At 67.5% G+C, this 22,458-nt stretch carries 23 protein-coding genes; 15 read left to right on the top strand and 8 right to left on the bottom strand.

The window, feature by feature from the left end; genetic code table 11:
• Positions 1 to 125: 125 nt before the first annotated feature.
• Positions 126 to 1,175 carry a LacI family DNA-binding transcriptional regulator gene (locus tag ACVWYS_RS18530; protein WP_456507787.1) on the top strand — a complete coding sequence of 350 codons (1,050 nt, stop codon included), beginning with the start codon at positions 126 to 128 and terminating at the stop codon, positions 1,173 to 1,175.
• A 57-nt stretch (positions 1,176 to 1,232) separates the two neighbouring features.
• On the top strand, positions 1,233 to 2,432 hold the full coding sequence (locus ACVWYS_RS18525) for a metal-dependent hydrolase family protein (protein WP_344361698.1): 1,200 nt from the start codon (positions 1,233 to 1,235) through the stop codon (positions 2,430 to 2,432).
• 36 nt (positions 2,433 to 2,468) lie between these two features.
• On the opposite strand, the gene ACVWYS_RS18520 is transcribed toward ACVWYS_RS18525, so the two are convergent.
• The 6 genes from ACVWYS_RS18520 to ACVWYS_RS18495 form a co-directional block, all read right to left on the bottom strand.
• A complete protein-coding gene (locus ACVWYS_RS18520) occupies positions 2,469 to 2,948 on the bottom strand; it encodes a universal stress protein (RefSeq protein ID WP_456510239.1) in 480 nt (159 codons plus the stop codon).
• Positions 2,949 to 3,003: 55 nt separating this feature from the next.
• The gene (locus tag ACVWYS_RS18515) at positions 3,004 to 3,426 is read right to left on the bottom strand and encodes an arsenate-mycothiol transferase ArsC (protein ID WP_344361693.1); all 423 of its coding nucleotides are present in this window, start codon (positions 3,424 to 3,426) and stop codon (positions 3,004 to 3,006) included.
• 180 nt (positions 3,427 to 3,606) lie between these two features.
• On the bottom strand, positions 3,607 to 4,989 hold the full coding sequence (locus ACVWYS_RS18510) for an FAD-dependent oxidoreductase (RefSeq protein WP_456510238.1): 1,383 nt from the start codon (positions 4,987 to 4,989) through the stop codon (positions 3,607 to 3,609).
• Between the two features lie 138 nt (positions 4,990 to 5,127).
• A complete protein-coding gene (gene trxB, locus ACVWYS_RS18505; protein WP_456510237.1) occupies positions 5,128 to 6,135 on the bottom strand; it encodes a thioredoxin-disulfide reductase in 1,008 nt (335 codons plus the stop codon).
• 21 nt (positions 6,136 to 6,156) lie between these two features.
• Complete coding sequence (locus ACVWYS_RS18500; protein WP_344361686.1) at positions 6,157 to 6,576, bottom strand: arsenate reductase ArsC; 420 nt, start codon at positions 6,574 to 6,576, stop codon at positions 6,157 to 6,159.
• A 254-nt stretch (positions 6,577 to 6,830) separates the two neighbouring features.
• The gene (locus tag ACVWYS_RS18495) at positions 6,831 to 7,505 is read right to left on the bottom strand and encodes an arsenate reductase/protein-tyrosine-phosphatase family protein (RefSeq protein WP_456510236.1); all 675 of its coding nucleotides are present in this window, start codon (positions 7,503 to 7,505) and stop codon (positions 6,831 to 6,833) included.
• A gap of 45 nt (positions 7,506 to 7,550) precedes the next feature.
• On the opposite strand from ACVWYS_RS18495, the gene ACVWYS_RS18490 reads away from it, so the two are divergent.
• The 4 genes from ACVWYS_RS18490 to ACVWYS_RS18475 all read left to right on the top strand — a co-directional run bounded on the left by ACVWYS_RS18490 (position 7,551) and on the right by ACVWYS_RS18475 (position 9,561).
• Positions 7,551 to 8,291 carry an aquaporin gene (locus tag ACVWYS_RS18490; protein ID WP_456510235.1) on the top strand — a complete coding sequence of 247 codons (741 nt, stop codon included), beginning with the start codon at positions 7,551 to 7,553 and terminating at the stop codon, positions 8,289 to 8,291.
• 122 nt (positions 8,292 to 8,413) lie between these two features.
• Positions 8,414 to 8,764 carry an ArsR/SmtB family transcription factor gene (locus tag ACVWYS_RS18485; protein ID WP_456510234.1) on the top strand — a complete coding sequence of 117 codons (351 nt, stop codon included), beginning with the start codon at positions 8,414 to 8,416 and terminating at the stop codon, positions 8,762 to 8,764.
• Positions 8,765 to 8,896: 132 nt separating this feature from the next.
• On the top strand, positions 8,897 to 9,250 hold the full coding sequence (locus ACVWYS_RS18480; RefSeq protein ID WP_456510233.1) for an N-acetyltransferase family protein: 354 nt from the start codon (positions 8,897 to 8,899) through the stop codon (positions 9,248 to 9,250).
• A 77-nt stretch (positions 9,251 to 9,327) separates the two neighbouring features.
• Positions 9,328 to 9,561 (top strand): hypothetical protein, encoded by a 234-nt coding sequence (locus ACVWYS_RS18475; RefSeq protein ID WP_456510232.1) that lies wholly within the window; start codon positions 9,328 to 9,330, stop codon positions 9,559 to 9,561.
• Between the two features lie 53 nt (positions 9,562 to 9,614).
• Here ACVWYS_RS18475 and arsA read toward each other — a convergent pair whose 3' ends face one another.
• Positions 9,615 to 11,375 carry an arsenical pump-driving ATPase gene (arsA, locus tag ACVWYS_RS18470; RefSeq protein ID WP_456510231.1) on the bottom strand — a complete coding sequence of 587 codons (1,761 nt, stop codon included), beginning with the start codon at positions 11,373 to 11,375 and terminating at the stop codon, positions 9,615 to 9,617.
• Positions 11,376 to 11,383: 8 nt separating this feature from the next.
• Positions 11,384 to 11,779 (bottom strand): arsenite efflux transporter metallochaperone ArsD, encoded by a 396-nt coding sequence (gene arsD, locus ACVWYS_RS18465; RefSeq protein WP_456510230.1) that lies wholly within the window; start codon positions 11,777 to 11,779, stop codon positions 11,384 to 11,386.
• A 243-nt stretch (positions 11,780 to 12,022) separates the two neighbouring features.
• Between arsD and ACVWYS_RS18460 the strand changes: the two genes are divergently transcribed.
• The 9 genes from ACVWYS_RS18460 (at position 12,023) to ACVWYS_RS18420 (ending at position 22,218) form a co-directional block, all read left to right on the top strand.
• Complete coding sequence (locus tag ACVWYS_RS18460) at positions 12,023 to 12,817, top strand: IclR family transcriptional regulator (RefSeq protein WP_456510306.1); 795 nt, start codon at positions 12,023 to 12,025, stop codon at positions 12,815 to 12,817.
• A gap of 155 nt (positions 12,818 to 12,972) precedes the next feature.
• Positions 12,973 to 14,250, top strand: a complete 1,278-nt coding sequence (locus ACVWYS_RS18455; protein ID WP_116765383.1) for a cytochrome P450 — start codon at positions 12,973 to 12,975, stop codon at positions 14,248 to 14,250.
• A gap of 5 nt (positions 14,251 to 14,255) precedes the next feature.
• Entirely contained in the window at positions 14,256 to 15,413 is a 1,158-nt protein-coding gene (locus ACVWYS_RS18450; protein WP_456510229.1) for a PEP/pyruvate-binding domain-containing protein, read from the top strand.
• 67 nt (positions 15,414 to 15,480) lie between these two features.
• Positions 15,481 to 17,367 (top strand): PEP-utilizing enzyme, encoded by a 1,887-nt coding sequence (locus tag ACVWYS_RS18445; RefSeq protein ID WP_456510228.1) that lies wholly within the window; start codon positions 15,481 to 15,483, stop codon positions 17,365 to 17,367.
• Between the two features lie 22 nt (positions 17,368 to 17,389).
• Entirely contained in the window at positions 17,390 to 18,163 is a 774-nt protein-coding gene (locus ACVWYS_RS18440; RefSeq protein ID WP_456510227.1) for an SDR family NAD(P)-dependent oxidoreductase, read from the top strand.
• Between the two features lie 60 nt (positions 18,164 to 18,223).
• On the top strand, positions 18,224 to 18,544 hold the full coding sequence (locus ACVWYS_RS18435) for a 2Fe-2S iron-sulfur cluster-binding protein (RefSeq protein WP_116765386.1): 321 nt from the start codon (positions 18,224 to 18,226) through the stop codon (positions 18,542 to 18,544).
• 2 nt (positions 18,545 to 18,546) lie between these two features.
• Positions 18,547 to 19,884, top strand: coding sequence for an NAD(P)/FAD-dependent oxidoreductase (locus tag ACVWYS_RS18430; RefSeq protein ID WP_456510226.1), 1,338 nt, complete (start codon positions 18,547 to 18,549; stop codon positions 19,882 to 19,884).
• 31 nt (positions 19,885 to 19,915) lie between these two features.
• Entirely contained in the window at positions 19,916 to 20,704 is a 789-nt protein-coding gene (locus ACVWYS_RS18425; RefSeq protein WP_456510225.1) for an HD domain-containing protein, read from the top strand.
• Positions 20,701 to 22,218 carry an aldehyde dehydrogenase family protein gene (locus ACVWYS_RS18420; protein ID WP_456510224.1) on the top strand — a complete coding sequence of 506 codons (1,518 nt, stop codon included), beginning with the start codon at positions 20,701 to 20,703 and terminating at the stop codon, positions 22,216 to 22,218. Before ACVWYS_RS18425 ends, ACVWYS_RS18420 begins: the two co-directional genes overlap by 4 nt.
• Positions 22,219 to 22,458 lie beyond the last annotated feature (240 nt).

Genomic DNA, 22,458 nt, shown 5'->3' with positions numbered 1-22,458 from the left:
ACTAAAGCGTTCAGTGAGAGTTTGGCACTCTGCCGGGAGATACGTCAAGCGCTTAACGTTCATTACGTCAAGCGCTTGATGTATTGCGGCGCATACATCCCGCCGCGCCCGGATACGATCGAGGTATGGAATCCGGCGATCGCGTGCAAGAACTTCGGGGGCGCACCCCGCGCGTCACTGCGGCCATGGTGGCCGCGCGGGCCGGGGTCTCCACCGCAACGGTCTCCCTCGTGGCCAACGGAAAAACGCGGGGGAGGGTGTCGGAGGACAACATTTCGCGGGTCCAGGAAGCCATTGCCGAACTCGGCTACGTGGTCGACAGCATCGGCAGTTCCCTGGCCAAGGGCATCAGTTCGATCGTCATTCTCGTGGCCCCGGACATCTCCAACCCGTTCTTCGCCAAGGTCATTGCCGGCGTCCGCGGCTCTCTGGGCGCCGACTACCAGCTGCTGCTCTCCGTCACGGACGCCGGGGAGTTTCCGCGCGTCGACGACGTCCGCCGGCTGCTGGCCCTGCGGCCGGCCGGGCTGCTGGTGGACGCGCCCAGCGCGGCGTTCCTGGACGAGCTGTCCGTCGCGGGACCGCTGGTCCTGCTGGACGCCCCGGGCCTGGAGTCCTTCGCCCCCTCGGTGAACCTCGACGTCGGCCATGGAGCCCGCCTGCTGGCCCGTCACCTGGCGGACGCCGGACACGAACGGGCGGCGTACGTGGACAGCGTGACCGGCACCGCGACCTTCGAGATCCGCCGGGCGGCGTTCCTGGCCGAGTCCGCCGCACTGGGCATCACCGTGGCACCGGACCATGTCATCGGCACCACCATTGACGTGGGCGCGGCCGCGTCAGCGTTCGCCGCGGCGTGGCCGGCCTGGCAGCGGGATGGCGTGACCGCCGTCGTCTGCGCCACCGACACCCATGCCTACGGGGTGCTGCAGGAAGCCCGGGTGGCCGGTGTCCGCATTCCGCAGGAACTGGCCGTGGCAGGCTTCGACGACCTGCCGTACTCGGCCACGTCCAGCCCGGGTCTGACCAGCGTCCACCTGCCCGGCGACGCCCTGGGGGCCAAGGCCGGCGAACAGCTCCGCCGGCTCATGGAGGGCAACGGCCTGGAAGAGCCCCAGCTGATCCTCCAAAGTTCACTGATCGTGCGCGGTTCCACTGAGCCGGCCGGCACCTAGGGCGCCGATCCGACGAGTTGCCGCAACCACCAACGTCCCTCCCGAGGAGTTGTCACCATGACCAACGCACCCTCTCTGACCATCCAGAATGCCCGGATCTTTGACGGACATTCGCCCGAGCTGGCGCGAGGATCCATCGTGTTCCGGGACGGGCTTATTCAGGAGATCGGCGACGTCATCCCCGAAGGTGAGGTGATTGACGCCGGCGGCAGGGTGGTGGTGCCCGGTCTCATCGATGCACATTTTCACGCGTACGCCGTGGGACTGGGCGGCCTTGAGGTTGAGCGCTCGCTCCTGAGCTACGCAGCCTTGGTGGGGGCGCGCCGGTTGGGCGCCGCAGTGCGGCGGGGATTCACTACCGTGCGCGATGTGGCTGGCGGGGACAGGGGGCTGGCCCGCGCCATCCATAGCGGCCTGGTCACGGCGCCGAGGTACTACTACACGGGCCCTGCACTCAGCCAGACCGGCGGCCATGGCGATCCTCGGTCCGCGGACCTGGACGTCTGCTTCGATCACGGTCACATGTGTGCCGTAGTGGACGGAGTGGACAATCTGCGCAAGGCAGTCCGTGAACGGTTCCGCACGGGAAGCCACGCCATCAAGATCATGGCCTCCGGAGGGGTCGTGTCCCTGACGGATCCCATCCGGCTGCCGCAGTATTCAGCGGAAGAAGTCCGGGCGGTGGTGGACGAGGCCACCCGGCGCAAGAGCTACGTGGCGGCCCATGCGTATTCGCCCGAGGCAATCAGGCATGCAGTGGAAAACGGGGTACGTTCCATAGAACACGGGAATCTCCTGGACCGGGACACCGCGCAGCTGATGGCCGAGCGCGGGAGCTTCCTGGTGCCGACGCTTGCCGCCTACGATGCCATGAGCAGAAGGGGAGCAGATCTGGGTCTGAACCCCGTATCCCAGGCCAAGAACGCCGAGGTACTTGAGGCCGGGAAGGTCGCTGTGGAACTGGCCCTGCAGGCCGGAGTCAAAGTCGGCTTCGGATCCGACCTGATGGGGGACCTCGAGGACGATCAGCTCGTCGGCATTCGGCTTCAGATTGAGGCGGCAGGCGTCCTGGAGACGCTGAGGTCACTGACCTCAGTAAACGCGGAACTCCTTCAGGATCCAAGCATCGGGGGCATCAGCTCCGGGATGGCAGGCGATGCCGTGATCCTGGATGGCGACCCCTTTGCGGACCCGGAAGTTCTCTGGGACCAGAACAGGCCGAGGACTGTCATCCACGATGGTCGCATCATCCGGTGACCCCCGTTTCCCGCTGCGGAACGGACGCGGGCGGGGCTACGCGGTGGCGTCCGGAATGATGAGGACCGGCCACTCCCGGCGGCTGACCAGGGCCGCGGCAACCGATCCTTCGAGGAGCCTGTCTATCCACGCCAAGGCACCAGGTCGCTCGGCGCCCACGACCAGCAAGGATGCGCCGACGTTGTCCGCCAGACGGCCAAGGGCCTTGGCGACGTCTCCGTTGAGGACGCGGAAGGACCACGACTCCCCGGGCTGTCCGAGGACCGCTTCAAGGTTCCGCAGCAGCTGCCCGGACGGAAAATCGGTCTCTTCTTTCACCACCGGGTCGAGTGAATGCGCCGTCCGGATGCCGTCCGGCTCCCATTCCGTCAGGAAACTGGAGGGGTCTACAAAGGCGCAGACAAGGTGCTGTCCCAGCCCGCTCGCGAGATCAGCGGCCGTGCGGACCAGATGCTCCGGAAACATCCACTCGACGCAGAGCACGATCGGACCGTCCGGCCAGGCCTCATCCGGCACGGGAATGCACACCCTCGGGGGCCAGTGTGCGGGATAGCGCCGGGACGGGCATGGCCTAGTTCCCAGTGAGCTCCGCATGCAGCTTCCGGACCCGGGCCTTGATATCGTCCCGGACCAGGCGCATGCGGTCCATGCCCTCGATACCGCGCTCGGCGGGTTCGTCCGTTTCCCAGACCTCGAAACGGGTGCCGTCGCGGGGTTCCAGTTTGGCTTCGGTGCCCAGGACGATCACGGCATCCACGGCGTCCAGGACCGCGTCGGTGACCGGTTTGGGGTGTTCACCCGTGATGTCGATCCCAAGTTCGGCCAGGGACTCCGCGGCCTGGGCGTTCAATGACGCACCCGGCTTGGTGCCTGCGGAATGGACGGTGATCCCGTCGCCGGCGAGCTGCTTCATGAGCCCGGCAGCGAGCTGGGACTTGCCGCCGTTCTTGCTGCAGACGAACAGGATGCTGGGCTTTTTCGCGGTTTGGGTCATGTGTCTAATTCTTCCTTGTCTGAGCCTGGGTTGTTGAGCAGTGCTGCTGTCAGTGTCTTGACCCGGTCATGGATCTCATCACCGATGATCCGCACGGCCGCGACGGGCAGGCCGGCCGGGTCTGCCAGCCGCGCACTAATCCGTTGCAGGACCTCGGTATTGTCCTGCAGCTGAACGAGGTCAGTTCTCGCCGGAGCGGCCGTGGGCCAGCCCGGTGGGGAACCCGACCAGCACAGGCTCAGGGGCTCCGCAGCATCCGCCGGAGGTTTCAGCCACGAACCCCGCAGTGGCAGCCGGGACGTCGCAGCTGGTGCCGATGTCCGAGGAGCAGACGCCGGTCTCGGGGAGTTCGAGCTGGACGGCGTCGGCCGCTTCCCGGTCCCCGGCCAAGGCCGCGGCGACGGAGCGGACCTGCTCGTAGCCGGTGGCGAGCAGGAAGGTCGGGGCGCGGCCGTAGGACTTCATGCCGACGATGTAGAAGTCCTGCTCGGGGTGGGCGAGCATCTTGGCTCCATGCGGTTCCACGGTGCCGCACGAGTGGAATTCGGGGTCGATCAGCGGGCCGAGGTCACGCGGGGCCTCGACGCCCGGGTCCAGTTCCAGCCGGAGTTCCCGGAGGATGCCCAGGTCGGGGCGGAAACCGGTGGCCGGAACGACGACGTCGGCCTCCAGGGTGCGGCCGTCCGTGGAGGTCAAGGTGACCGTGCCGTCGGACGCTGCAAGGGAGGCGATCCCGAAGCCGGTGTGAAGTTCCACGGCACCGGACTCGACGAGGCTGCGGAGCCGGCTGCCGAGTTGGCCGCGGGCGGCCAGCCCATCGGCGTCGCCACCGCCGTAGACCTTGGCCGCGGAGGCGCCGCGGATCGCCCAGACGATCTTCATCCCGGGCACCTGGGCTGCGAGCTCGGCGAGGTTGAGGAGGGTGTTGGCTGCCGAGTGCCCAGCTCCGACGACGACGGCCCGGCGCCGGGCGAACGTCTCACGGTCGCGTCCCAAGACGTCCGGCAGGGGTGAGGAGACGTGGTTGGCCACGGCAGCTTCTCCCACGGCGGGCAGGCCCGAGGTTCCGAGCGGGTTCCGGGTGGACCACGTGCCGGAGGCGTCCATGACAGCTGCGGCCTGGTAGTCGCGGACTTCGCCGTCGGCGTGTTCGACCCGGACCACGAAGGGGGCGGTGTCGCGGTTCCGGCTGTGGGTCTTGTCCATGTCCTGCCGGGTCACTGCCACGACGCGGGCGCCGGTGTGCAGTCGGGACGCGACCGCCGGGAGCGCGGCGAGCGGGGTGAGGTACTGGTCGATGAGGTCCCCTCCGGTGGGCAGCGCCGTCGGCTCAGGTGCTTCCCAGCCGGTACGGGCGAGCAGGCGGACGGCGGCGGCGTCGGTGTTGTACTGCCACGGAGAGAAGAGCCGGATGTGGCGCCACTGCTCGATGGCGGCGCCCGCCGTCGGGCCGGCCTCGAAGATGAGCGGCTGCAGGCCGCGCTCGAGCAGGTGCGCTGCCGCGGCGAGACCGATGGGCCCGGCTCCGATGACAGCTACGGGAAGCGTAGTGGTTACAACCATGGTGTCCTCTGTTTCATCCGGTGGGGTTGCGGTCCGGCACCCAACTAGCTCTCACTTAAGGCCGTTTTGAGGGCTCAAAACGGCCCCTGCTGCGAGCTAGTTGGGCAGGCCGGGAGGCGGAGTGCTGCGTGGTGCAGTTCAAGAGTGGGTGGGGTCCTCCACCAGGGCGGTGGCGATGCTGTCCGCGTCCTCGAGCGCGGCGAGATAGCGTTCCGCGTCAAGGGCGGCGGCGCAACCGGTGCCGGCGGCGGTGATGGCCTGGCGGTAGCGGTGGTCGACGGCATCCCCGCAGGCGAAGACTCCGGTCAGGTTGGTGACTGTGGTCGGGGAGTCGACCTTGATGTAGCCCTCGGCATCGAGGTCCACCTGGCCGGCCAGCAGTTCGGTTCGGGGCACGTGGCCGATCGCGACGAAGATCCCCGTGGCCGCCTGCTCACGTGTCTTCCCGGTGACGGTATCGGTCAGGGTGACGCCGGTGACCTTTCCGTCGCCGTGGATCCCGGTGACGGCGGAGTTCCAGGCGAAACGGATTTTAGGGTTGTCCTTGGCGCGCTGGGCCATGATCCTGGAGGCCCGCAGCTCGTTTTTGCGCACGACGACGGTCACGGTCTTGCCGAAGCGGGTCAGGAACGTCGCTTCCTCCATCGCCGAGTCGCCGCCGCCGACCACGATGATGTCCTGGTCACGGAAGAAGAAACCGTCACACGTGGCGCACCAGGAGACGCCGTGGCCGCTGAACCTCTTCTCCTCCGGCAGGCCGAGCTCCTTGTAGGCGGACCCGGTGGCGAGGATGACCGCGGGCGCTTCATGGGCCTGCCCCGCAGCGGTGACCACGCGCTTGAGGTGACCGGTGAGCCGGACCTCGGTCACGTCGTCGAACACGACCTCCGCGCCGAATTTCTCGGCCTGCTGCTGGAGCCCGTCCATGAGCTCCGGACCCTGGATGCCGGCCGGGAAGCCGGGGAAGTTCTCCACCTCGGTGGTGTTCATGAGGGCACCGCCGGCGGTGACGGCTCCGGCGATGACCAGCGGCTTGAGGCCGGCGCGGGCGGCGTAGATGGCAGCGGTGTAGCCGGCAGGGCCGGATCCGATGATGATCAGCTGTTCTGTACTAACGATGTCGGCGGTGACGACGTCGGCGCTCATGGCGGTCCTCCTTGGGGCCGGTTACTTGGCGGGGGCGAGGGAGGCGATCAGGTCCTCGATGCGCCCCTTGATCTCGTCGCGGATCGGCCGGACGGCTGCGACGCCCTGGCCGGCCGGGTCTTCGAGCTCCCAGTCCTCGTAGCGCTTGCCGGGGAAGATCGGGCAGGTGTCGCCGCAGCCCATGGTGATCACGACGTCGGATTCCTTCACGGCCTCGGTGGTGAGGACCTTCGGGATTTCGGCGGACATGTCGATGCCAAGTTCCGCCATGGCCTCGACGGCTGCGGGGTTGACCTTGTCCGCCGGGGCGGAACCGGCGGAGCGGACCTCAATCCGGCCCTGGCCGAGGGCGGTGAGGAACGCTGCGGCCATTTGGGAGCGGCCTGCGTTGTGGACGCAGACGAACAGGACGGAGGGCTTCTTGGCGGTTTCGGTGCTCACGGGGTTTCTCCTGGAATCAGTTGGGTGACGGGGGCGTCGCGGTCCGGTTGAGGTCCTGTGCCCGACACGTGCAGCGCTCAGCAGAACATTGATGATAATCGATGCAGAAAGTATCGGACTATAGATTGATGATTGTCAATATTTGCAAAGTCGCCTTCACCACCCCCGTCGGGCATCCCGGCCGGCGTTGGATGGACCGCCGGGACATCCCCCTTGTCCGCAGCGGGAAGGAGTGGGCGGTCAGGGTCGGGTAATCAGGCGGCGAGCACGCGCGGCGCGAGGTCATTGATCCGGTGGGCGATGTCATTGAAGGCGTTTTCGAAGGCTTCCTCGGTGCCCAGGCGCAGCGGATCCGGCACTGACCAGTGCACGCCGCCCAGTCCGGGCAGCTCCTCATGGGCATTGTCGCAGACGGTCACGACGAAGTCCCCGTCCCCTGCCATCTGCTCCAGGTTGCGCGGAGGAAGGTCGGCGAGGTCCACGCCGTGACGCCGGGCGACTTCGATGGCACCCGGGGCGATGCGGTCCGCGGGATGCGTTCCTGCCGACGCGGACGGGATTTCGCTGACCTGCTGCCACAGTGCGGCGGCCAACTGGGACCGTGCACTGTTTTTCGTGCAGACGAACAGGACGCGGCGGGCCCCGTGTTCCGCGCCGGGCACCAGGCCCTCCAAGGCGCCGGCGGCAAGCCGGATGTAGCTGCGGCGCCTGTCGGCCTCGGAGCGGTGGCGGGTTGCCAGTCCTGCATCTTCCAGGGCGCGCAGGTGGTGGGACAGCAGATTCGACGGCATCCCCAGCTCTGCCTGCAGTTCCGTGGGGGAGAAGTCGCCCAGGGTCAGCAGGTCAACGATGCGCAGCCGCGCGGGATCGGCGAGGGCGGCATGTTTGGCTGCCCGCACCCGAAGATCCTTGATTGCCTCAATAGTCATTGATTCAATTTTGACTGAGTTAATTCTTTGGGTCAAGCTGTTGCCATGTCTTCCCACCAACCGCCGCTGTGGCGTCGTGCCGTCGCTGAACTGCTCGGCACCAGCTTGCTCGTGATGATCGTCGTCGGTTCCGGAATCGCCGCGCAGCAACTCTCCCCCGGGGACGTTGGCCTTCAGTTGCTCCAGAACAGCACGGCCACGGTGCTGGGCCTGACGGTGCTGATTCTGGTGCTCGGACCCGTGAGCGGCGCGCATTTCAATCCTGTGGTCTCCCTCGCCGACTGGATCCTGGGTCGACGCAGCGGCGCCGGGCTGACCCTTCCCGAGCTTGTCACCTATGCGGTTGCCCAGACCGTGGGTGCGGTCATGGGCAGTGTGGTCGCGAACGCCATGTTCGAGGTGGGCACGTCCATCTCTGCCAAGGAGCGCGCAACCCCAGGGCATCTGCTGGGCGAGGTTATCGCTACCGCGGGTCTGATCCTGCTGATCTTCGCCCTCGCAGCCACCTCGCGCGGCGTGCTCGCCGCGCCGGCGGTGGGCGCCTATATTGGGGCCGCGTACTGGTTCACGTCCTCGACGTCATTCGCGAACCCGGCGGTCACAGTCGGCCGCATCTTCAGCGACACCTTCGCCGGCATCGCACCGGCCTCCGTTCCCGGCTTCGTCGTGGCGCAGCTGGTCGGCACGGCAGTCGGCCTTGGCCTCCTCCTGCTCCTGTTCCCCTCCGCGGCCCGCACCGCGGACGACGCCGTTCTCCCGCGCAGTTCCGAATCGGCCAGATCCTAGCCGTCGCCGCCCCTGGCGGGCCGATCCGTCTGCGTCTGCACCCCAACGGGGCATGCGCCCCAGCCCCTCCCGAGGGCTCCACCTAACATTGATGATTGTCAATATCAGGGCATAATGGGTACATGAACTCCCTGCCTATACTTGAGCCGGCCGCGGATGAATCCTGCTGCGCCCCGGCAGGAGTGCCTGCCTTGGGTGCCGAGGAGGCGAAGCAGAAAGCCCTGGTCTTCAAGGCCCTGGCCGATCCGAACCGGCTGCGGCTGCTCTCCATCGTCAAGGCTGCCGGAGCCGGGGAGGCCTGCGTCTGCGATCTCACCGAGCCACTGGACCTGGGGCAGCCCACCGTGTCCCACCACCTGAAGATCCTGGTCGACGCCGGCCTGCTGCACCGCGAGAAGCGCGGCACCTGGGCCTACTACTCCCTCGTTCCGGGCGCCATCGAGCAGACGGCCGGCATCCTGGCCTCCCTGTGAGTCGCAATTCGGAGCCCGACCTCACGATCCGTCCGATGCAGGAATCAGACTGGCCCGAGGTTCAACGGATCTACGGCGAGGGAATCGGACTGGCCCAGTTTCGATGATTCGCGGCTAACGGACCACCGCCTCGTGGCGCAGGCGGTCGACGGCGGCGTCCTCGGCTGGGCGGCGGTCTCCGCCGTTTCCACCCGTCCTGTGTACTCCGGCGTCGTGGAACACTCCATTTACGTGTCCGAGGCCGCCCGCGGCCAACGGATAGGATCAGTCCTCCTCCGGTCCCTCATCGCCTCGACGGAAGAGCGCGGCATCTGGACCATCCAGGCGAGCATCTTTCCTGAGAACGAACCGAGCTTGAAGCTGCACCTCGCGCATGGTTTCAGGGTTGTGGGGCGGCGGGAAAAGATTGCCCGGATGGCCCGCGGCCCTGCCGCCGGCCAGTGGGGGGACACGGTCCTGATCGAACGGCGCACACAGGCCCTTTAGTTCTTGCGCTGGGGGCACGACGGGGGCAAAGGTAGTCCCCAAGAGCTGACATTGCGGCCGCGACCCAGGAGGACACCATGAATGCCAGGACTCCCACCACCGAGGACCGGCTGCGTGCCATGTTGGAGAACATCAAGGCAGCAACCGCCAACACGCGCCAGGCGATGGACGCCCCCGGCGATGAGGACTGGGTGCAGGACGGCGAGTCGGATGCTGAGTACCTGCGGGCGATCCAGCGTGACACGCTTGCCAGGCTGGACGCCACCGCCCAGGACATCGAAGCCCTGCTGGCCGAGCGCCGGGGCGGCTAGCCGGGAAGGCAACGGCGCCGCCGCGCACGGTGCGGCGGGGCCGTTGCGGCGGGTCAGGCAGACTGGGTGCTGAGAGCGGTCAGCGCCGACAACCTGTCTTCACCCACAGGCTCTTCGGGCAGCATGGGAATGAGGGCGACCCGGTCTGCCAACGTGTGCACCTTCGCGATCTGTTCGATCTCGCTCGCGGCGCGGGCCCGCAGGAACGGCGACTGCGGGTGTGCGGCTGCGATCGAGTTGTTGATGACCCAGGCCCACGGATGGATGCCCGCCCTTTCCAGATCATCCTGCAGAACCTCGGCTTCGAGCACAGGTGTCGTCTCAGCCAGGGTGACGAGGACAACCTTGGTCTGTGCCGGATCCTGAAGCCGCATGAGCGGTGTCATGAACCCCATCGTGTCGCCGACCTGGCGGGAGATCTCGCGGTGGTACGACCCCGTGGCGTCCAGGAGCAGCAGTGTGTGGCCGGTCGGCGCCGTGTCGATCACCACGAAGTGGCGGCGGGATTCCTGGACCACCCTGGAGAACTGCCGGAACACGGCCACCTCGTCCGTGCACGGGGACATGAGGTCCTCGGCCAGCGCCGCGCGGCCTTCGTCGTCCAGGCTCCGGCCCTTGGTCTCCATCACGTGGCTTCGATATTCCTGGATGGCCGCATCCGGATCAATGCGGGAGACTTTCAGGCCCGGGGTGGATACCTGCAACGTTTCGGTCAGATGGGCAGCCGGATCTGTCGTGGTCAGGTGGACCGGGTGTCCCCGTTTCGCGAGGGCGACGGCGATGGCGGCAGCGACGGTGGTCTTCCCGACCCCGCCCTTCCCCATGCACATCACGAGACCGTGGCCGTCGAGCTCCACTTCGTTCACCAGGGCAGCCAGCGGGGCATCTTCGACCTCGGCGTCCGCCGCCGCGCCGGGCGGCATGCCGGCCCCGGCGGCCGCGAACAAGGTCTCGAGGGCCGGAATGCCGACCATGTTGCCCGGCTTCAGATCCAGAACGTCGCGCGGAAGGGCGGCAACCGAGCCGGGCATGGCGGCGACGGCGGCAGCTTCCCGGGCGCGCAGGGCCTGCGCGAGTTCCTCCTCGCCGGCAGCGGGCGGCAGGACGCCGTTGAGGACGACGTAACCCCCGCCGATGCCGATCTCGCCCAGTTCCAGATAGGTTCGTTCGATCTCCGTCAGGGATGATGTCTGCGCGCGGCTGACCAGGACAAGGCGTGTCCGGGCCGGGTCGGTGAGAGCCTGCACGGCCTTGGCGTACACCTGCTTGTGCTTCTCGAGCCCTGAGCGGGGGCCCAGGCACGACGGATCTCCCTTTCCCGTCTCGAGGAAGTCGGTCCATGAACCGGGCAGTTGCAGCAGCCGGATCGCGTGGCCCGTCGGGGCGGTGTCGAAGACGATGTGGTCATACTCCGCGTAGGCCAGGTCGTCGGCGAGCAGGTTGGTGAACTCGTCGAACGAGGCGATCTCCGTGGTGCACGAGCCCGACAGGCCTTCAGCAATGCTGGCCAGTTCGGTCTCCGGCAGGAGGCCGCGCACGGGTGCGATGATCCGCTCACGGTAGGCTTCGGCGGCCTGCTCCGGGTCGATTTCCAGTGCGGAGAGTCCCGGCACCTCCTGGATGGGCGTGACGTTATTTCCGATGGTCACACCAAAGACCTGACCCACATTCGACGCGGGGTCGGTGCTGACCAGAAGCACGTGCCTTCCCGCTCTTGCCAGGGTCAGGGCGGTCGCGCAGGCCACTGAGGTCTTGCCGACGCCGCCCTTTCCCGTGAAAAATACAAACCGGGGCAGGTTCTCAAGGAACTTCACGCCGGAACTTAGCAGCAGCTCGTGGAGCCGCCGCAGCAGCCGCCGGACTTCTTTTCGGTGAGGCCTAACTCCGGGCGCGGGGTCGGCTCTTCTGCCGCTACGCCGAGTCCGGCAAACGTCAGCAACTGCGCCCTGCTCGGGTAGGCGCCGGTGGCGACGGTGACGCCGTCTACGACAGTGAGCGGCAGGCCCTTGGATCCGACGGTGTGCATGTAGCCGCGGACCGTCTCATCCGTAGCGAAGGCCGTCGGGTCGCTGGCCAGATTGTGCCGCGCGATGTCGGCGCCGAGGCCCTGAAGGTGGCGCACGTTTGCGGTCACGTCCACCAGGGACTGGTCGACGTCGGGGCCGCAGACGCCGGTGTCGCAGCAGAGAGCGGATTCATAGATTCGGATGGCAGGCATGCAGTTCTCCTTGGCTCTTGCGGTGGTTCGATCCAGTGCCGAAACCCTGTGCCGTCCTCATTGAGGCAGCTGTCCCAAGGGGATGCGGCTTGCGAACGAGTGCGTCACATTCATCAGTATATTGATATTCATCGATGCATGCTAGCCGGGCGGCGCGGACCGCCTAGCGAACTCCCCGGCATGCAGACTCCGTCGCTCCGTTCTAGACTCGGATCCACGCTCATCCCCGACGAGGAGGTCACGATGGCCGGCGGCAGCCGCGAACCCGGCAGGACGGTGACCTCGAAGGTCCTCTCCATCCTGGAAGCCTTCGAAAAGTCCCGGGGAGCCCTCAGCCTGACGGACATCGCCGAAAAAACCGGGCTCCCGCTTAGTACGGCGCACCGGCTGGTCAACGAGCTCACTGACTGGGGCCTTCTCTCGCGGGAGCCCAACGGCCGCTACCAGCTCGGCATCCGCCTCTGGGAGCTCGCCCAGAACACCGGCCGCCAGCTCCGCGACGCGGCCCGGCCGTACGTTCAGGACCTCTTCTCGCTCACCGGCGAAACCGCGCACCTGGCGGTCCGGGCCGGCCACGAGGTGCTCTACATCGACCGCGTCTACGGCTCCAAGCGGGTGCCGCGGGCCTCCCGCGTCGGCGGCCGCCTGCCCATGCACGCGACCGCCGTCGGCAAAGTCATCCTGGCCTTCGAGGAGGACTGGGTCCGCGACGCCTACCTGAACCGGCAGCTCGAGCGGCACACCGCGCACACCCACGTTGACCCGCAGAAGCTGGCGGCCGAACTCGCCCAGATCCGGGAGCAGGGCTACGCCACCACCCTCGAGGAGGTTCGGCTGGGTTCCTGCTCGATCGCCGTCCCGGTCTTCCATACCGGCAGGATCGGCGCCGCGATCGGGCTGGTGCTGCCCACCAACCAGGCCGCCACGATGACCCGCCACCTGCCGGTCCTGAGGGGCATCGCGGCGCAGATCGAGCGCGCCACCGCCCGGATCCCGCTGGAAACGCTGCTGGGCAGCAATGTTGCGGGAACGGACTAGGCCGGGATCCCTGGCAGGAACAGGCCCTGTATCAACTAGCTTCCGCTCAGTGGAAGTGAACCCTGCCATTCCGGCGTGATCGGGGCCACACTGGTGAATAAGAACCCGCGGCATGCAGTGGCGCTGCCGGCGGGACCGAAAACCAAGGAGCCCAGATGTCATCGTCGACTGAAACGGCCGGCCGCTGTCCCTTCGGGCACGGCGCCGAAGCCCCCGCCGGGCACCACGGCTACGAGCCGTTCCAGATGAAGAATCCCTTCCCCGCCTACGCCGAACTCCGGGCCGAGCAGCCCGTCATGTTCGATGAGCGAATCGGCCTCTATGTCGTCTCCCGCTATGACGACATCAAAGCCGTCTTTGAGGACTGGGAGACCTTCTCCAGTGAAAACGCCCAGGCGCCCGTCCGTGAACGCGGCGCCGCGGCCAAGAAGATCATGGACGACGGCGGCTTCACCGCCTACTCGGGCCTCTCCGCCCGCCGCCCGCCGGAGCACACCCGCATCCGCGCCGTGGTCCAGAAGGCCTTCACGCCCCGCCGCTACAAGGCCCTGGAGCCCTTCATCCGGCAGAACGTCGTCGAGCTGCTCGAAACGATGCTCGCGCGGCCGGAACACCGCGGCGACATGGTCAAGGACCTCGCCTACGACGTCCCCACCATCACCATCCTGACCCTGATCGGCGCCGACGTCTCCCAGGTGGACACCTTCAAGCGCTGGAGCGATTCCCGTGCCGCCATGACCTGGGGCGACCTCAGCGACGAGGAACAGATCCCGCACGCCCACAACCTCGTGGAGTACTGGCAGGAATGCCTTCGCCTGGTCCGGGTGGCCCACGAGTCAGGCGGCGATAACCTCACCGCGGACCTGGTCAAGGCGCAACAGGAAGGCGCCGAAATCTCCGACCACGAGATCGCTTCGGTCCTCTACAGCCTGCTCTTCGCCGGCCACGAGACCACCACCACCCTGATCTCCAACGCCCTCCGCGAACTCCTGGCCCGCCCCGAGCAGTGGCAGCAGCTTGTGGAGGATCCCAAGAAGATCCCCGCCGCCATCGACGAGGTCCTGCGCTACGCGGGCTCGATCGTCGGCTGGCGCCGCAAGGCCCTCAAGGACACCGAAGTCGGCGGCGTCGCGATCAAGGAAGGCGCCCAGCTGCTGCTCCTGATGGGCTCGGCCAACCGGGACGACACGAAGTTTGACGCCGGCGAGGACTTTGACATCACCCGGCCCAACGCCCGCGAGCACCTCTCCTTCGGGTTCGGCATCCACTACTGCCTGGGCAACATGCTCGCCAAGCTCCAGGCCAAAATCGCGCTCGAGGAAGTAGCCCGGCTCGCCCCGGAGCTGCAGCTGGAGAACCCGGAAGCCATCGCCTTCCGCGAGAACCTCTCCTTCCGCGTCCCCGAGACCGTCCCCGTCAGCTGGAAGGCCTGAGAAATATGCACAGCAACGAATACATCCAGTTCTTCGACGGCGGCATTGAACCGAAGCTCGAAAACCTCGGCGGCAAGGGCGCCTCGCTGGTCACCATGACCTCCGCCGGCATGCCCGTCCCGCCCGGCTTCGTGGTCACCACCGCCCAGTTCGACGCCTTCATGGAGGAAGCCGGCATCACCCGGGACATCCACGAGCTCCTCGCCGGCCTGGACCCCGAGGACATGGCCCAGGTGGACAAGGTCGCCGCCGCCATCCGCGAGGACATCCGCTCCCGCCAGGTGCCGCAGGCCCTGCGCGAACTCACCGTCACCGCGTACGAGTCCCTGATGGCCCGCTTCGAGGCGCCGGTCCCGGTGGCCGTCCGCTCCAGCGCCACCGCGGAGGACCTCCCGGACGCCTCCTTCGCAGGCCAGCAGGACACCTATCTCTGGCTCGACGGCGTCAAGGCGGTCACCGAGCACATCCGCCAGTGCTGGGCCTCGTTGTTCACCTCCCGCGCCATCATTTACCGGCTTAAGAACAACATTCCCAACGAGGGCCTCTCTATGGCGGTGGTGGTGCAGAAGATGGTCAACGCGCGCGTTTCCGGCGTCGCGATCACCATGGACCCCACCAACGGCGACCGCTCCAAGATCACCATCGACTCCTCCTACGGGGTCGGGGAGATGGTGGTTTCGGGCCAGGTCACGCCGGATAACATCATGCTGGACAAAGTCACCCTGGCCGTCGTCTCCGAGCACCTCGGCGACAAACACGCCGAACTCGTCCCGGATGCCGCGGCCGGCCGTCTGGTGGAGCGTGAGGTCGATGCCGAACGCCGCGGCCGCCGCAGCCTCACCGATGCCGAGCTCACCGCCGTCGCGCAGATGGCCAAGCGTGCGGAGAAGCACTACAAGTGCCCGCAGGACATCGAATGGGCCCTCGACGCTGATCTGCCGGACGGCGAAAACCTGCTCCTGCTGCAGTCCCGCCCGGAAACGGTGCACTCTTCCAAGCCAGTTGTCCCGTCCTCGACCGTTGCCGGCGGCTACTTCAGCGGACTCAGCCCCGCACCCGCCGCCTCACCCGCTGCCACGACGCCGCCGGCCGGCAACGCGCCGTCGGCTTCAGGATTCAGCCTCGGCAGCATCACCGCTTCGCTGCTCAAGCCCTCCTTCTAGACGTTTTGACCCGCTAGTCCGCTCCGTCACCCAGGCTCAATGCTGAGCCCGTATTGAAAGGACCGCCATGTCCCTGAAGTCCTTCCCCAAGCCCTCCGAGCTTCCGGTTCCCGCCGGCGCCGAGGGCTGGGAAAAGATCTACCCGTACTATCTGGTCTTCCAGGACAAGCTCAGGGAGCAGGAGGACGCCAAGTTCTGGTTCTGCGACAGCCAGCACTGGCCTACCGTGTTCAAGCCCTTCGAGACGATCGGCGGCGAGTTCGCGGTTAAGTGCCTGGGCCAGTACAACGCCCGGCACCTGATGATCCCCAACGCCAACGGCATCGAGTTCCGCATCCACCTGGGCTACCTCTACATGTCGCCCATCCCGGTCCCGGCGGACCAGATCGCCGCCCGCGTGCCCCTGTTCGAGCAGCGCGTGGGCCACTACTTCCAGAACTGGGAGCAGCTCCTCAAGCAGTGGCACGTCAAGGTCAAGGGCACCATCGATGAGATGGAAACCATCTCCTTCCCGAGGCTCCCGGACATGGTCCCCATGGAGGACATCCTCTCCGGCAAGGGCAAGGACGGCTCCGAGAAGCTGCTGGAAAGCTACGACCGGCTGATCCAGTTGGCCTACCAGAACTGGCAGTACCACTTCGAGTTCCTCAACCTCGGCTACATCGCCTACCTGGACTTCTTCAACTTCTGCAAGCAGGTGTTCCCCAACATCCCGGACCAGTCCATCGCCACCATGGTGCAGGGCGTGGACATGGAGCTCTTCCGCCCGGATGACGAGCTCAAGCAGCTCGCCAAGCTCGCCGTCGAACTCGGGCTGCAGTCCCACTTTGGTAACACCGACGACGTCGACGCCACCCTGGGAGCCGTCGCCGCCGCCCCCGGCGGGGACCGCTGGATGGCCCAGTACGAGGGCGCGAAGGACCCGTGGTTCAACTTCACCGTGGGCAACGGCTTCTACGGCCACGACAAGTACTGGAACGAACACCAGGAAATCCCGCTCGGCTACATCGCGGACTACATCCGCCGGGTGGACGACGGCCAGGAAATCATGCGCCCGGTCGAGGCGCTGATTACCGAACGCGACCGCATCATCGAGGAATACCGGGACCTCCTGGAAGGCGAAAACCAGGCCCTCTTCGACGCCAAGCGCGGGCTCGCCGCCACCGCCTACCCGTACGTGGAGAACCACAACTTCTACATCGAGCACTGGACCATGGGCGTCTTCTGGCGCAAGATCCGTGAACTCAGCCGCATGATGCAGGCCGAGGGCTTCTGGACCGAACCGGACGACCTCCTCTATCTGGGCCGCAACGAGGTCCGTGACGCCCTGTTCGACCTCGTCACCGGCTGGGGCGTCGGCGCCAAGCCGATCGGCCCCGACTACTGGCCGGAGGAGATCGAGCGACGCCGCGGAATCGTGGACGCGCTCAAGACCGCCCGGCCGGCCCCGGCGCTGAACACCCCGCCGGAATCCATCACCGAACCCTTCACCCGGATGCTCTGGGGCATCACCACCGAGCAGGTCCAGCAGTGGCTGGGCGCCGGAGAAGCGGTCGAAGGCGGCGGCCTGCGCGGCATGGCGGCCTCGCCCGGCGTCGTGGAAGGCCTGGCCCGCGTTGTCACCGACGCGGACCAGCTCTCCGAGGTGCAGCAGGGAGAAATCCTCGTCGCCACCGTCACCGCGCCGTCCTGGGGCCCGATCTTCGGCAAGATCAAGGCCACCGTCACGGACATCGGCGGCATGATGAGCCACGCGGCCATCGTCTGCCGCGAATACGGCCTCCCGGCCGTGACCGGGACCGGATCGGCGTCCACCACCATCAAGACCGGCCAGCGGCTGCGGGTGGACGGGACCAAGGGCACAGTCCAGATCCTCGACGCGCTGATTCCCGATACCGGGGAACCGGAGCTCCAGGTCGCCGGGCCCGGGGCCCACAGCCACAGCCATGTCTGACCAGCGGATGAATGACTCGAACATGCCTGCTGCGGAATATGACGGTGCGGGCGGGCCTGCCCGCACCGTCCTGATCACCGGCGCCGCCGGCGGCTTGGGCCGGGCGTTCGCGCTCGGCTTCGGCCGCCGCGGCTACCGCGTGGCGGTGGCGGACGTGAACCTCGACGGCGCGGAGGAAACGGCCAAGCTGGTCCTGGACACCGGGGCCGAGGCGGCGGCCTTCCACGCCGACGTCACCAGCCTCGACTCCACAGAGGCCCTCGCGAAAAGCTGCGCGGACTTCGGCAACGGGAGCATCGACGTCGTGCTGAACAACGCCGCCGTGTATGCGGGGGTGACCCGCAGCCCGTTCGAGGACATCGATCCGGCCGAGTGGGACCTGGTAATGAACGTGAACCTCAAGGGGCCCTGGCTCGTGACCCGGGCGGCCAGCCCGTACCTGCCCGAGGGCGGCCGCGTCATCAACCTCTCCAGCGCCACGATCTTCAGCGGCTCGGAACAGTGGCTCCACTACGTCGCCTCCAAGGGCGGCGTGGTGGCCCTGACCCGGGTGATGGCCAAGGAACTGGGCCGCCGGGGGATCACGGTCAACGCGATCGCCCCCGGCTTCACCCTCACCGAGGCCAGCTACGGGCTAATGGAGAACGCCGAGAACTACGGGGTGGACCGGGGCGCCATCAAGCGGGCCAGCCAGCCGGAGGACATCGTTGGCGCGGCGCTCTTCCTGGCCGGGCCGGACAGCTCCTACTACACGGGCCAGACCATGGTGGTCGACGGCGGCCGCCAGTTCATCTGACTCTGCCCTTTTTTGCCAACTTCCCGACTTCAACCCCAAGTTCGTCCCCAAGGAGGACCAATGCCAACGGTTCATTTCACCGACGCCGAGGGCGCCGTCCGCGACGTCCAGGGCAACGCCGGCGACTCCGTCATGGAGACCGCGGTGCGCAACGGCGTCCCCGGCATCGTCGCCGAATGCGGCGGCTCGCTGTCCTGCGCCACCTGCCACGTCTTCGTCCGCGAGGACTGCCTCTCACAGCTCCCGGCGATGGAGGACATGGAGGACGAGATGCTCTACGGCACCGCCGTGGACCGCGAGGACAACTCGCGGCTGTCGTGCCAGCTCCGCCTCACCGATGAGTTCGAACTGTTCGTCACCACCCCGGAAACCCAGGTATAGCCATGGGCACCAACGCGGTTGAGCAGGCCGCCCCCGCGGCGGCAGCTGAGGACGAAACGCCGTCGGGCACCCCTGCCCGCACCGGGTTGCTCATCATCGGGGCGAGCCAGTCCGGCGTCCAGCTCGCGGTATCGCTGCGGGCCCTCGGCTTCGACGAGCACATCACCCTGCTCGGCGACGAGGACCACCGCCCCTACCAGCGCCCGGCCCTGTCCAAGGAGTTCCTGCAGGGCACGGTGGAGAGCGAATCGCTGATCTTCCGGTCCAACGACTACTGGGCCGAACACAACGTGGACCTGATCAAGGGCGAATACATCGTCAAGATCGATAAGGAAGCGGACGGCTCCGGCGTTGCCTATTCCTCCTCGGGCGGGCAGTTCCCCTTCAAACGCCTGGCCCTTACCGTGGGCGCCCGGGCCCGGAAGCTGGAAATCGAGGGCGGGGACCTCGACGGCGTGCTGTACCTACGCAACGCCGACGACGCCCTGGCCCTCAAGGCCCGGGTAGGGGACGCTCACGATGTCGTGGTGATCGGTGGCGGTTTCATCGGCCTCGAAGCCGCGTCCAGCCTGCAGAAGATGGGCAAGAACGTCACCGTGCTCGAATTCGGCCCGCGGCTGGTGGGCCGCGCCGTCGGCGAGGAAACCGCCGAGTACTTCCTGCAGGCACACCGCGCCCGCGGCCTGGACATTCGGCTCGCCACGAGCGCCAAACGCTTCACCGCGAACGACGCGCCAGCGGACGGTCACCGGGCGGTGGCCGGCGTCGAACTCCAGGACGGCACCGTGCTGCCCGCACAGATCGTGCTGATCGGGATCGGCGTCATCCCCAACACCCAGCTGGCCGAACAGCTCGGCCTGGCCGTGGACAACGGGATCGTCGTGGACCGCTTCGCGCTGGCCTCGGACGGCACCACGGTGGCGATCGGCGACTGCGCCAACATGCCCAATCCGGTGCCCGGCTCGGCGCCGGGGGAGCGGATCCGGCTGGAAAGCGTCAACAACGCGATCGAACACGCCAAGGTGGCGGCCTACTCGCTCACCGGCCGGCGCGAGGAATACGCCGGCATCCCGTGGTTCTGGTCCAATCAGGCCGACCTCAAACTCCAGATCGCCGGCCTCTGCAATGGCTACGACCAGACCGTGCTGCGGCGCGACGCGGAGCGCGGGAAATTCAGCGTCCTCTACTACCGCCAAGGCCGGATCATCGCCGCGGACTGCGTCAATGCGCCGCTGGACTTCATGGCCGTCAAGAACGCCCTGGCCAAGGGCCAGAACATCCCCGCCGAGGCTGCCGCCGATCCGGCCACACCCCTCAAGACGATCACGACGGACAGCTAGCCCTGCGGCTGGCCGCCCCCGAAGGAGCATTATGACCACCCCCAAGACCCCGGTTGCCGACGCCGGCCGCGCAGCCGGGACTGCTGCTGCCGCTGCCGCCGCCCACCGGGCCGACGCCAATCCCGCGGCTGTTGATTCCGCGACTGCGGATTTTGCCGCCGCCTACCCGGTCCGGCCCGTCCCTGCGCCGGGACCGGTGGACACCGCCCCGATCGCCACGACGCCGGCCGCGCTGGAGGAACTCGACCCGCTGTGGCGTGCCGTGGTGCACGAGACCCGCACCCGCGGCAACGACATCCACCTACCGATCTCCCTCGCCTTCGCCGAGCGGCTCTGCCGGGCCTACCCCGATGCCGACGCCGAGCTCGTACGCGTGGCCACGCTGCTGCACGACACCGGCTGGGCCCACGTGGACGAATCGCGGATCATCTCCGAAGGCTTCGCCGGCGACTGGCGCAAGGCCGCGATCCGCTATGAACACGAAAAACAGGGCTGCGACGTCGCCCGACGCGTGCTCCCGGGCCTGGGCTACTCCGCCGAGTTTGTGGAGCGGGTCTGCGACATCATCGACGGCCACGACACCCGCCCCGCGGCCCACTCGCTGGAGGACGCGCTGATGCGCGACGCGGACAGGCTGTGGCGCTTCGACCACGCCGGGATCGCCCTGGCATCCTCCTGGTTCGGGATGGACCCGGCCACCTACACGGACAGGCTGGCCACGGAAATCGTGCCCGAACTCATTACCCAGGCGGCGCACGACATGGCCGTCGCGGACCTGGCCCGCTCCACCGCCCTGCTCAAGACGGCGGTGATCCGATGACTGCGGCTACCCATGACGCTCCCGCACTGGCCGCACGCGCTGCACTGACCCTGCCGCACACCCACGTGGACAGCATCTTCATCGACGGGGCCTGGACGCCGGCCCGGGGCACCGGCCGCAACCCGGTCACCGACCCGGCCACCGGCGAAGTATGGGGCTCCGTCCCGGACGGCACTCCGGAGGACGTGGACGCCGCCGTCGGCTCCGCCCAACGCGCCTTCCAGGGCGAGTGGCCGCGGCTCGCGCCCTCCGAGCGGGCGGCCTATCTGGTGCGCATCGCCGAGGAAGTGGAGAAACGCGCCGACGAGCTCTCGCTCACCAACACCCGGGAGAACGGCTCGCCCGTCTCCGAATCCTCCGGCGCGGCAGCGAACGCCGCGGGCATCTTCCGGTACTTCGCGACCCTCGCCGGCTATCTCGAGCGTGATGATGTGCGCGCCTTCCCGCGCGGCGGTGGCGAATCCGTGGTCCGGCGCGATCCCATCGGTGTGTGCGCGCTGATCGCGCCCTGGAACTTCCCCATCAACCTCGTGGTCATCAAGCTGGCCCCCGCACTGCTGGCCGGTTGCACCGTGGTGATCAAACCGGCGTCGCCCACCCCGTTGTCCCTCCGGGTGATCATCGACGCCGTGGCCGCCGCCGGAGTTCCGGCCGGCGTGGTCAACCTCGTCACCGGTTCCGGCCGGCTGGGCGACGCACTGGTCAAACACCCTGGCGTGGACAAGGTGGCCTTCACGGGCTCCACGCCGGTGGGCCGGAAGATCGCCGCCGCCTGCGGGGAGCTGCTGCGTCCCGTCACCCTGGAACTCGGGGGGAAGTCGAGCGCGATCGTGATGCCGGACGCGGATCTGGACGCCATGTCCAAGGTCCTGATCCGCTCCTCCATGCGCAACACCGGGCAGACCTGCTATATCTCCACCCGGATCCTTGCCCCGGCCAGCCGATACGAGGAAGTGGTGGACATGGTCACCGCCACGATCGCCGCCGGCAAGCAGGGGGATCCGCTGGATCCCGGGACCGTCTTCGGGCCGTGCGCCACGGAATCGCAGTACCGGACCGTGCTGGAGTACGTGGAGTCGGGGCTGGCCGAAGGCGCCCGGGCCACCACCGGAGGCCGGGCGGCGACCCTCGGCGGCGGCCTCGAAGGCGGGTATTTCGTGGAGCCCACCGTGTTTGCCGACGTCACGCCGGACATGCGGATCTCCCGCGAGGAGATCTTCGGCCCGGTGATCTGCATCCTGCAGTACGACGACGCCGACGGCAGTGTCGATGAGGCGGTTGAGCTGGCCAACAACACCGAGTTCGGCCTGGGCGGCCTGGTGTTCGGGACGGATCCGGAGGCTGCGCTGGCCGTCGCGGACCGGATGGACACAGGATCGGTGGGCATCAACTTCTTCGCCTCCAACCATGCCGCACCCTTCGGCGGACGGCACGACTCCGGCCTCGGCACCGAATACGGCGTCGAGGGCTTGAACGCCTATCTGAGCTATAAGTCGATCCACCGGAAGGTCTGACGCCCGCGCCCACGGGAGGCTTCCCGGGCCAGGGGAGCCTCAATCCACGGGACATGCCCTCCCCTGACGCCCGGCGATGGACATAAGCCCACTATGTCCATCGCTCAGGCCTAGCGCGGGGCATGTCCCAAGTTGGCCGCGGGACACGTCCGTTCCGGGTGCGCGGCGATGAACCTGTTCATTGCTTGGCAAAGCAGGAAGTCTGGGTAGCGCCGGAGGACATGTCCCCTTTAGGCAGGC

Source organism: Arthrobacter sp. TE12231 (assembly GCF_054062895.1).
The sequence above is the reverse complement of the archived record's forward strand: the minus strand, read 5'-3'. Positions and strand labels throughout refer to the sequence as shown.

What these genes read in the sequence shown, in the direction of transcription:
- ACVWYS_RS18530 (WP_456507787.1), top strand. Translation starts at nt 126, where the DNA reads ATGGAATCCGGCGATCGCGTGCAAGAACTTCGGGGGCGCACCCCGCGC.
- ACVWYS_RS18525 (WP_344361698.1), top strand. Translation starts at nt 1,233, where the DNA reads ATGACCAACGCACCCTCTCTGACCATCCAGAATGCCCGGATCTTTGAC.
- ACVWYS_RS18515 (WP_344361693.1), bottom strand. Translation starts at nt 3,426, where the DNA reads ATGACCCAAACCGCGAAAAAGCCCAGCATCCTGTTCGTCTGCAGCAAG.
- ACVWYS_RS18510 (WP_456510238.1), bottom strand. Translation starts at nt 4,989, where the DNA reads ATGGTTGTAACCACTACGCTTCCCGTAGCTGTCATCGGAGCCGGGCCC.
- trxB (WP_456510237.1), bottom strand. Translation starts at nt 6,135, where the DNA reads ATGAGCGCCGACGTCGTCACCGCCGACATCGTTAGTACAGAACAGCTG.
- ACVWYS_RS18495 (WP_456510236.1), bottom strand. Translation starts at nt 7,505, where the DNA reads ATGACTATTGAGGCAATCAAGGATCTTCGGGTGCGGGCAGCCAAACAT.
- ACVWYS_RS18490 (WP_456510235.1), top strand. Translation starts at nt 7,551, where the DNA reads ATGTCTTCCCACCAACCGCCGCTGTGGCGTCGTGCCGTCGCTGAACTG.
- ACVWYS_RS18485 (WP_456510234.1), top strand. Translation starts at nt 8,414, where the DNA reads ATGAACTCCCTGCCTATACTTGAGCCGGCCGCGGATGAATCCTGCTGC.
- ACVWYS_RS18475 (WP_456510232.1), top strand. Translation starts at nt 9,328, where the DNA reads ATGAATGCCAGGACTCCCACCACCGAGGACCGGCTGCGTGCCATGTTG.
- arsD (WP_456510230.1), bottom strand. Translation starts at nt 11,779, where the DNA reads ATGCCTGCCATCCGAATCTATGAATCCGCTCTCTGCTGCGACACCGGC.
- ACVWYS_RS18460 (WP_456510306.1), top strand. Translation starts at nt 12,023, where the DNA reads ATGGCCGGCGGCAGCCGCGAACCCGGCAGGACGGTGACCTCGAAGGTC.
- ACVWYS_RS18455 (WP_116765383.1), top strand. Translation starts at nt 12,973, where the DNA reads ATGTCATCGTCGACTGAAACGGCCGGCCGCTGTCCCTTCGGGCACGGC.
- ACVWYS_RS18450 (WP_456510229.1), top strand. Translation starts at nt 14,256, where the DNA reads ATGCACAGCAACGAATACATCCAGTTCTTCGACGGCGGCATTGAACCG.
- ACVWYS_RS18445 (WP_456510228.1), top strand. Translation starts at nt 15,481, where the DNA reads ATGTCCCTGAAGTCCTTCCCCAAGCCCTCCGAGCTTCCGGTTCCCGCC.
- ACVWYS_RS18440 (WP_456510227.1), top strand. Translation starts at nt 17,390, where the DNA reads ATGCCTGCTGCGGAATATGACGGTGCGGGCGGGCCTGCCCGCACCGTC.
- ACVWYS_RS18435 (WP_116765386.1), top strand. Translation starts at nt 18,224, where the DNA reads ATGCCAACGGTTCATTTCACCGACGCCGAGGGCGCCGTCCGCGACGTC.
- ACVWYS_RS18430 (WP_456510226.1), top strand. Translation starts at nt 18,547, where the DNA reads ATGGGCACCAACGCGGTTGAGCAGGCCGCCCCCGCGGCGGCAGCTGAG.
- ACVWYS_RS18425 (WP_456510225.1), top strand. Translation starts at nt 19,916, where the DNA reads ATGACCACCCCCAAGACCCCGGTTGCCGACGCCGGCCGCGCAGCCGGG.
- ACVWYS_RS18420 (WP_456510224.1), top strand. Translation starts at nt 20,701, where the DNA reads ATGACTGCGGCTACCCATGACGCTCCCGCACTGGCCGCACGCGCTGCA.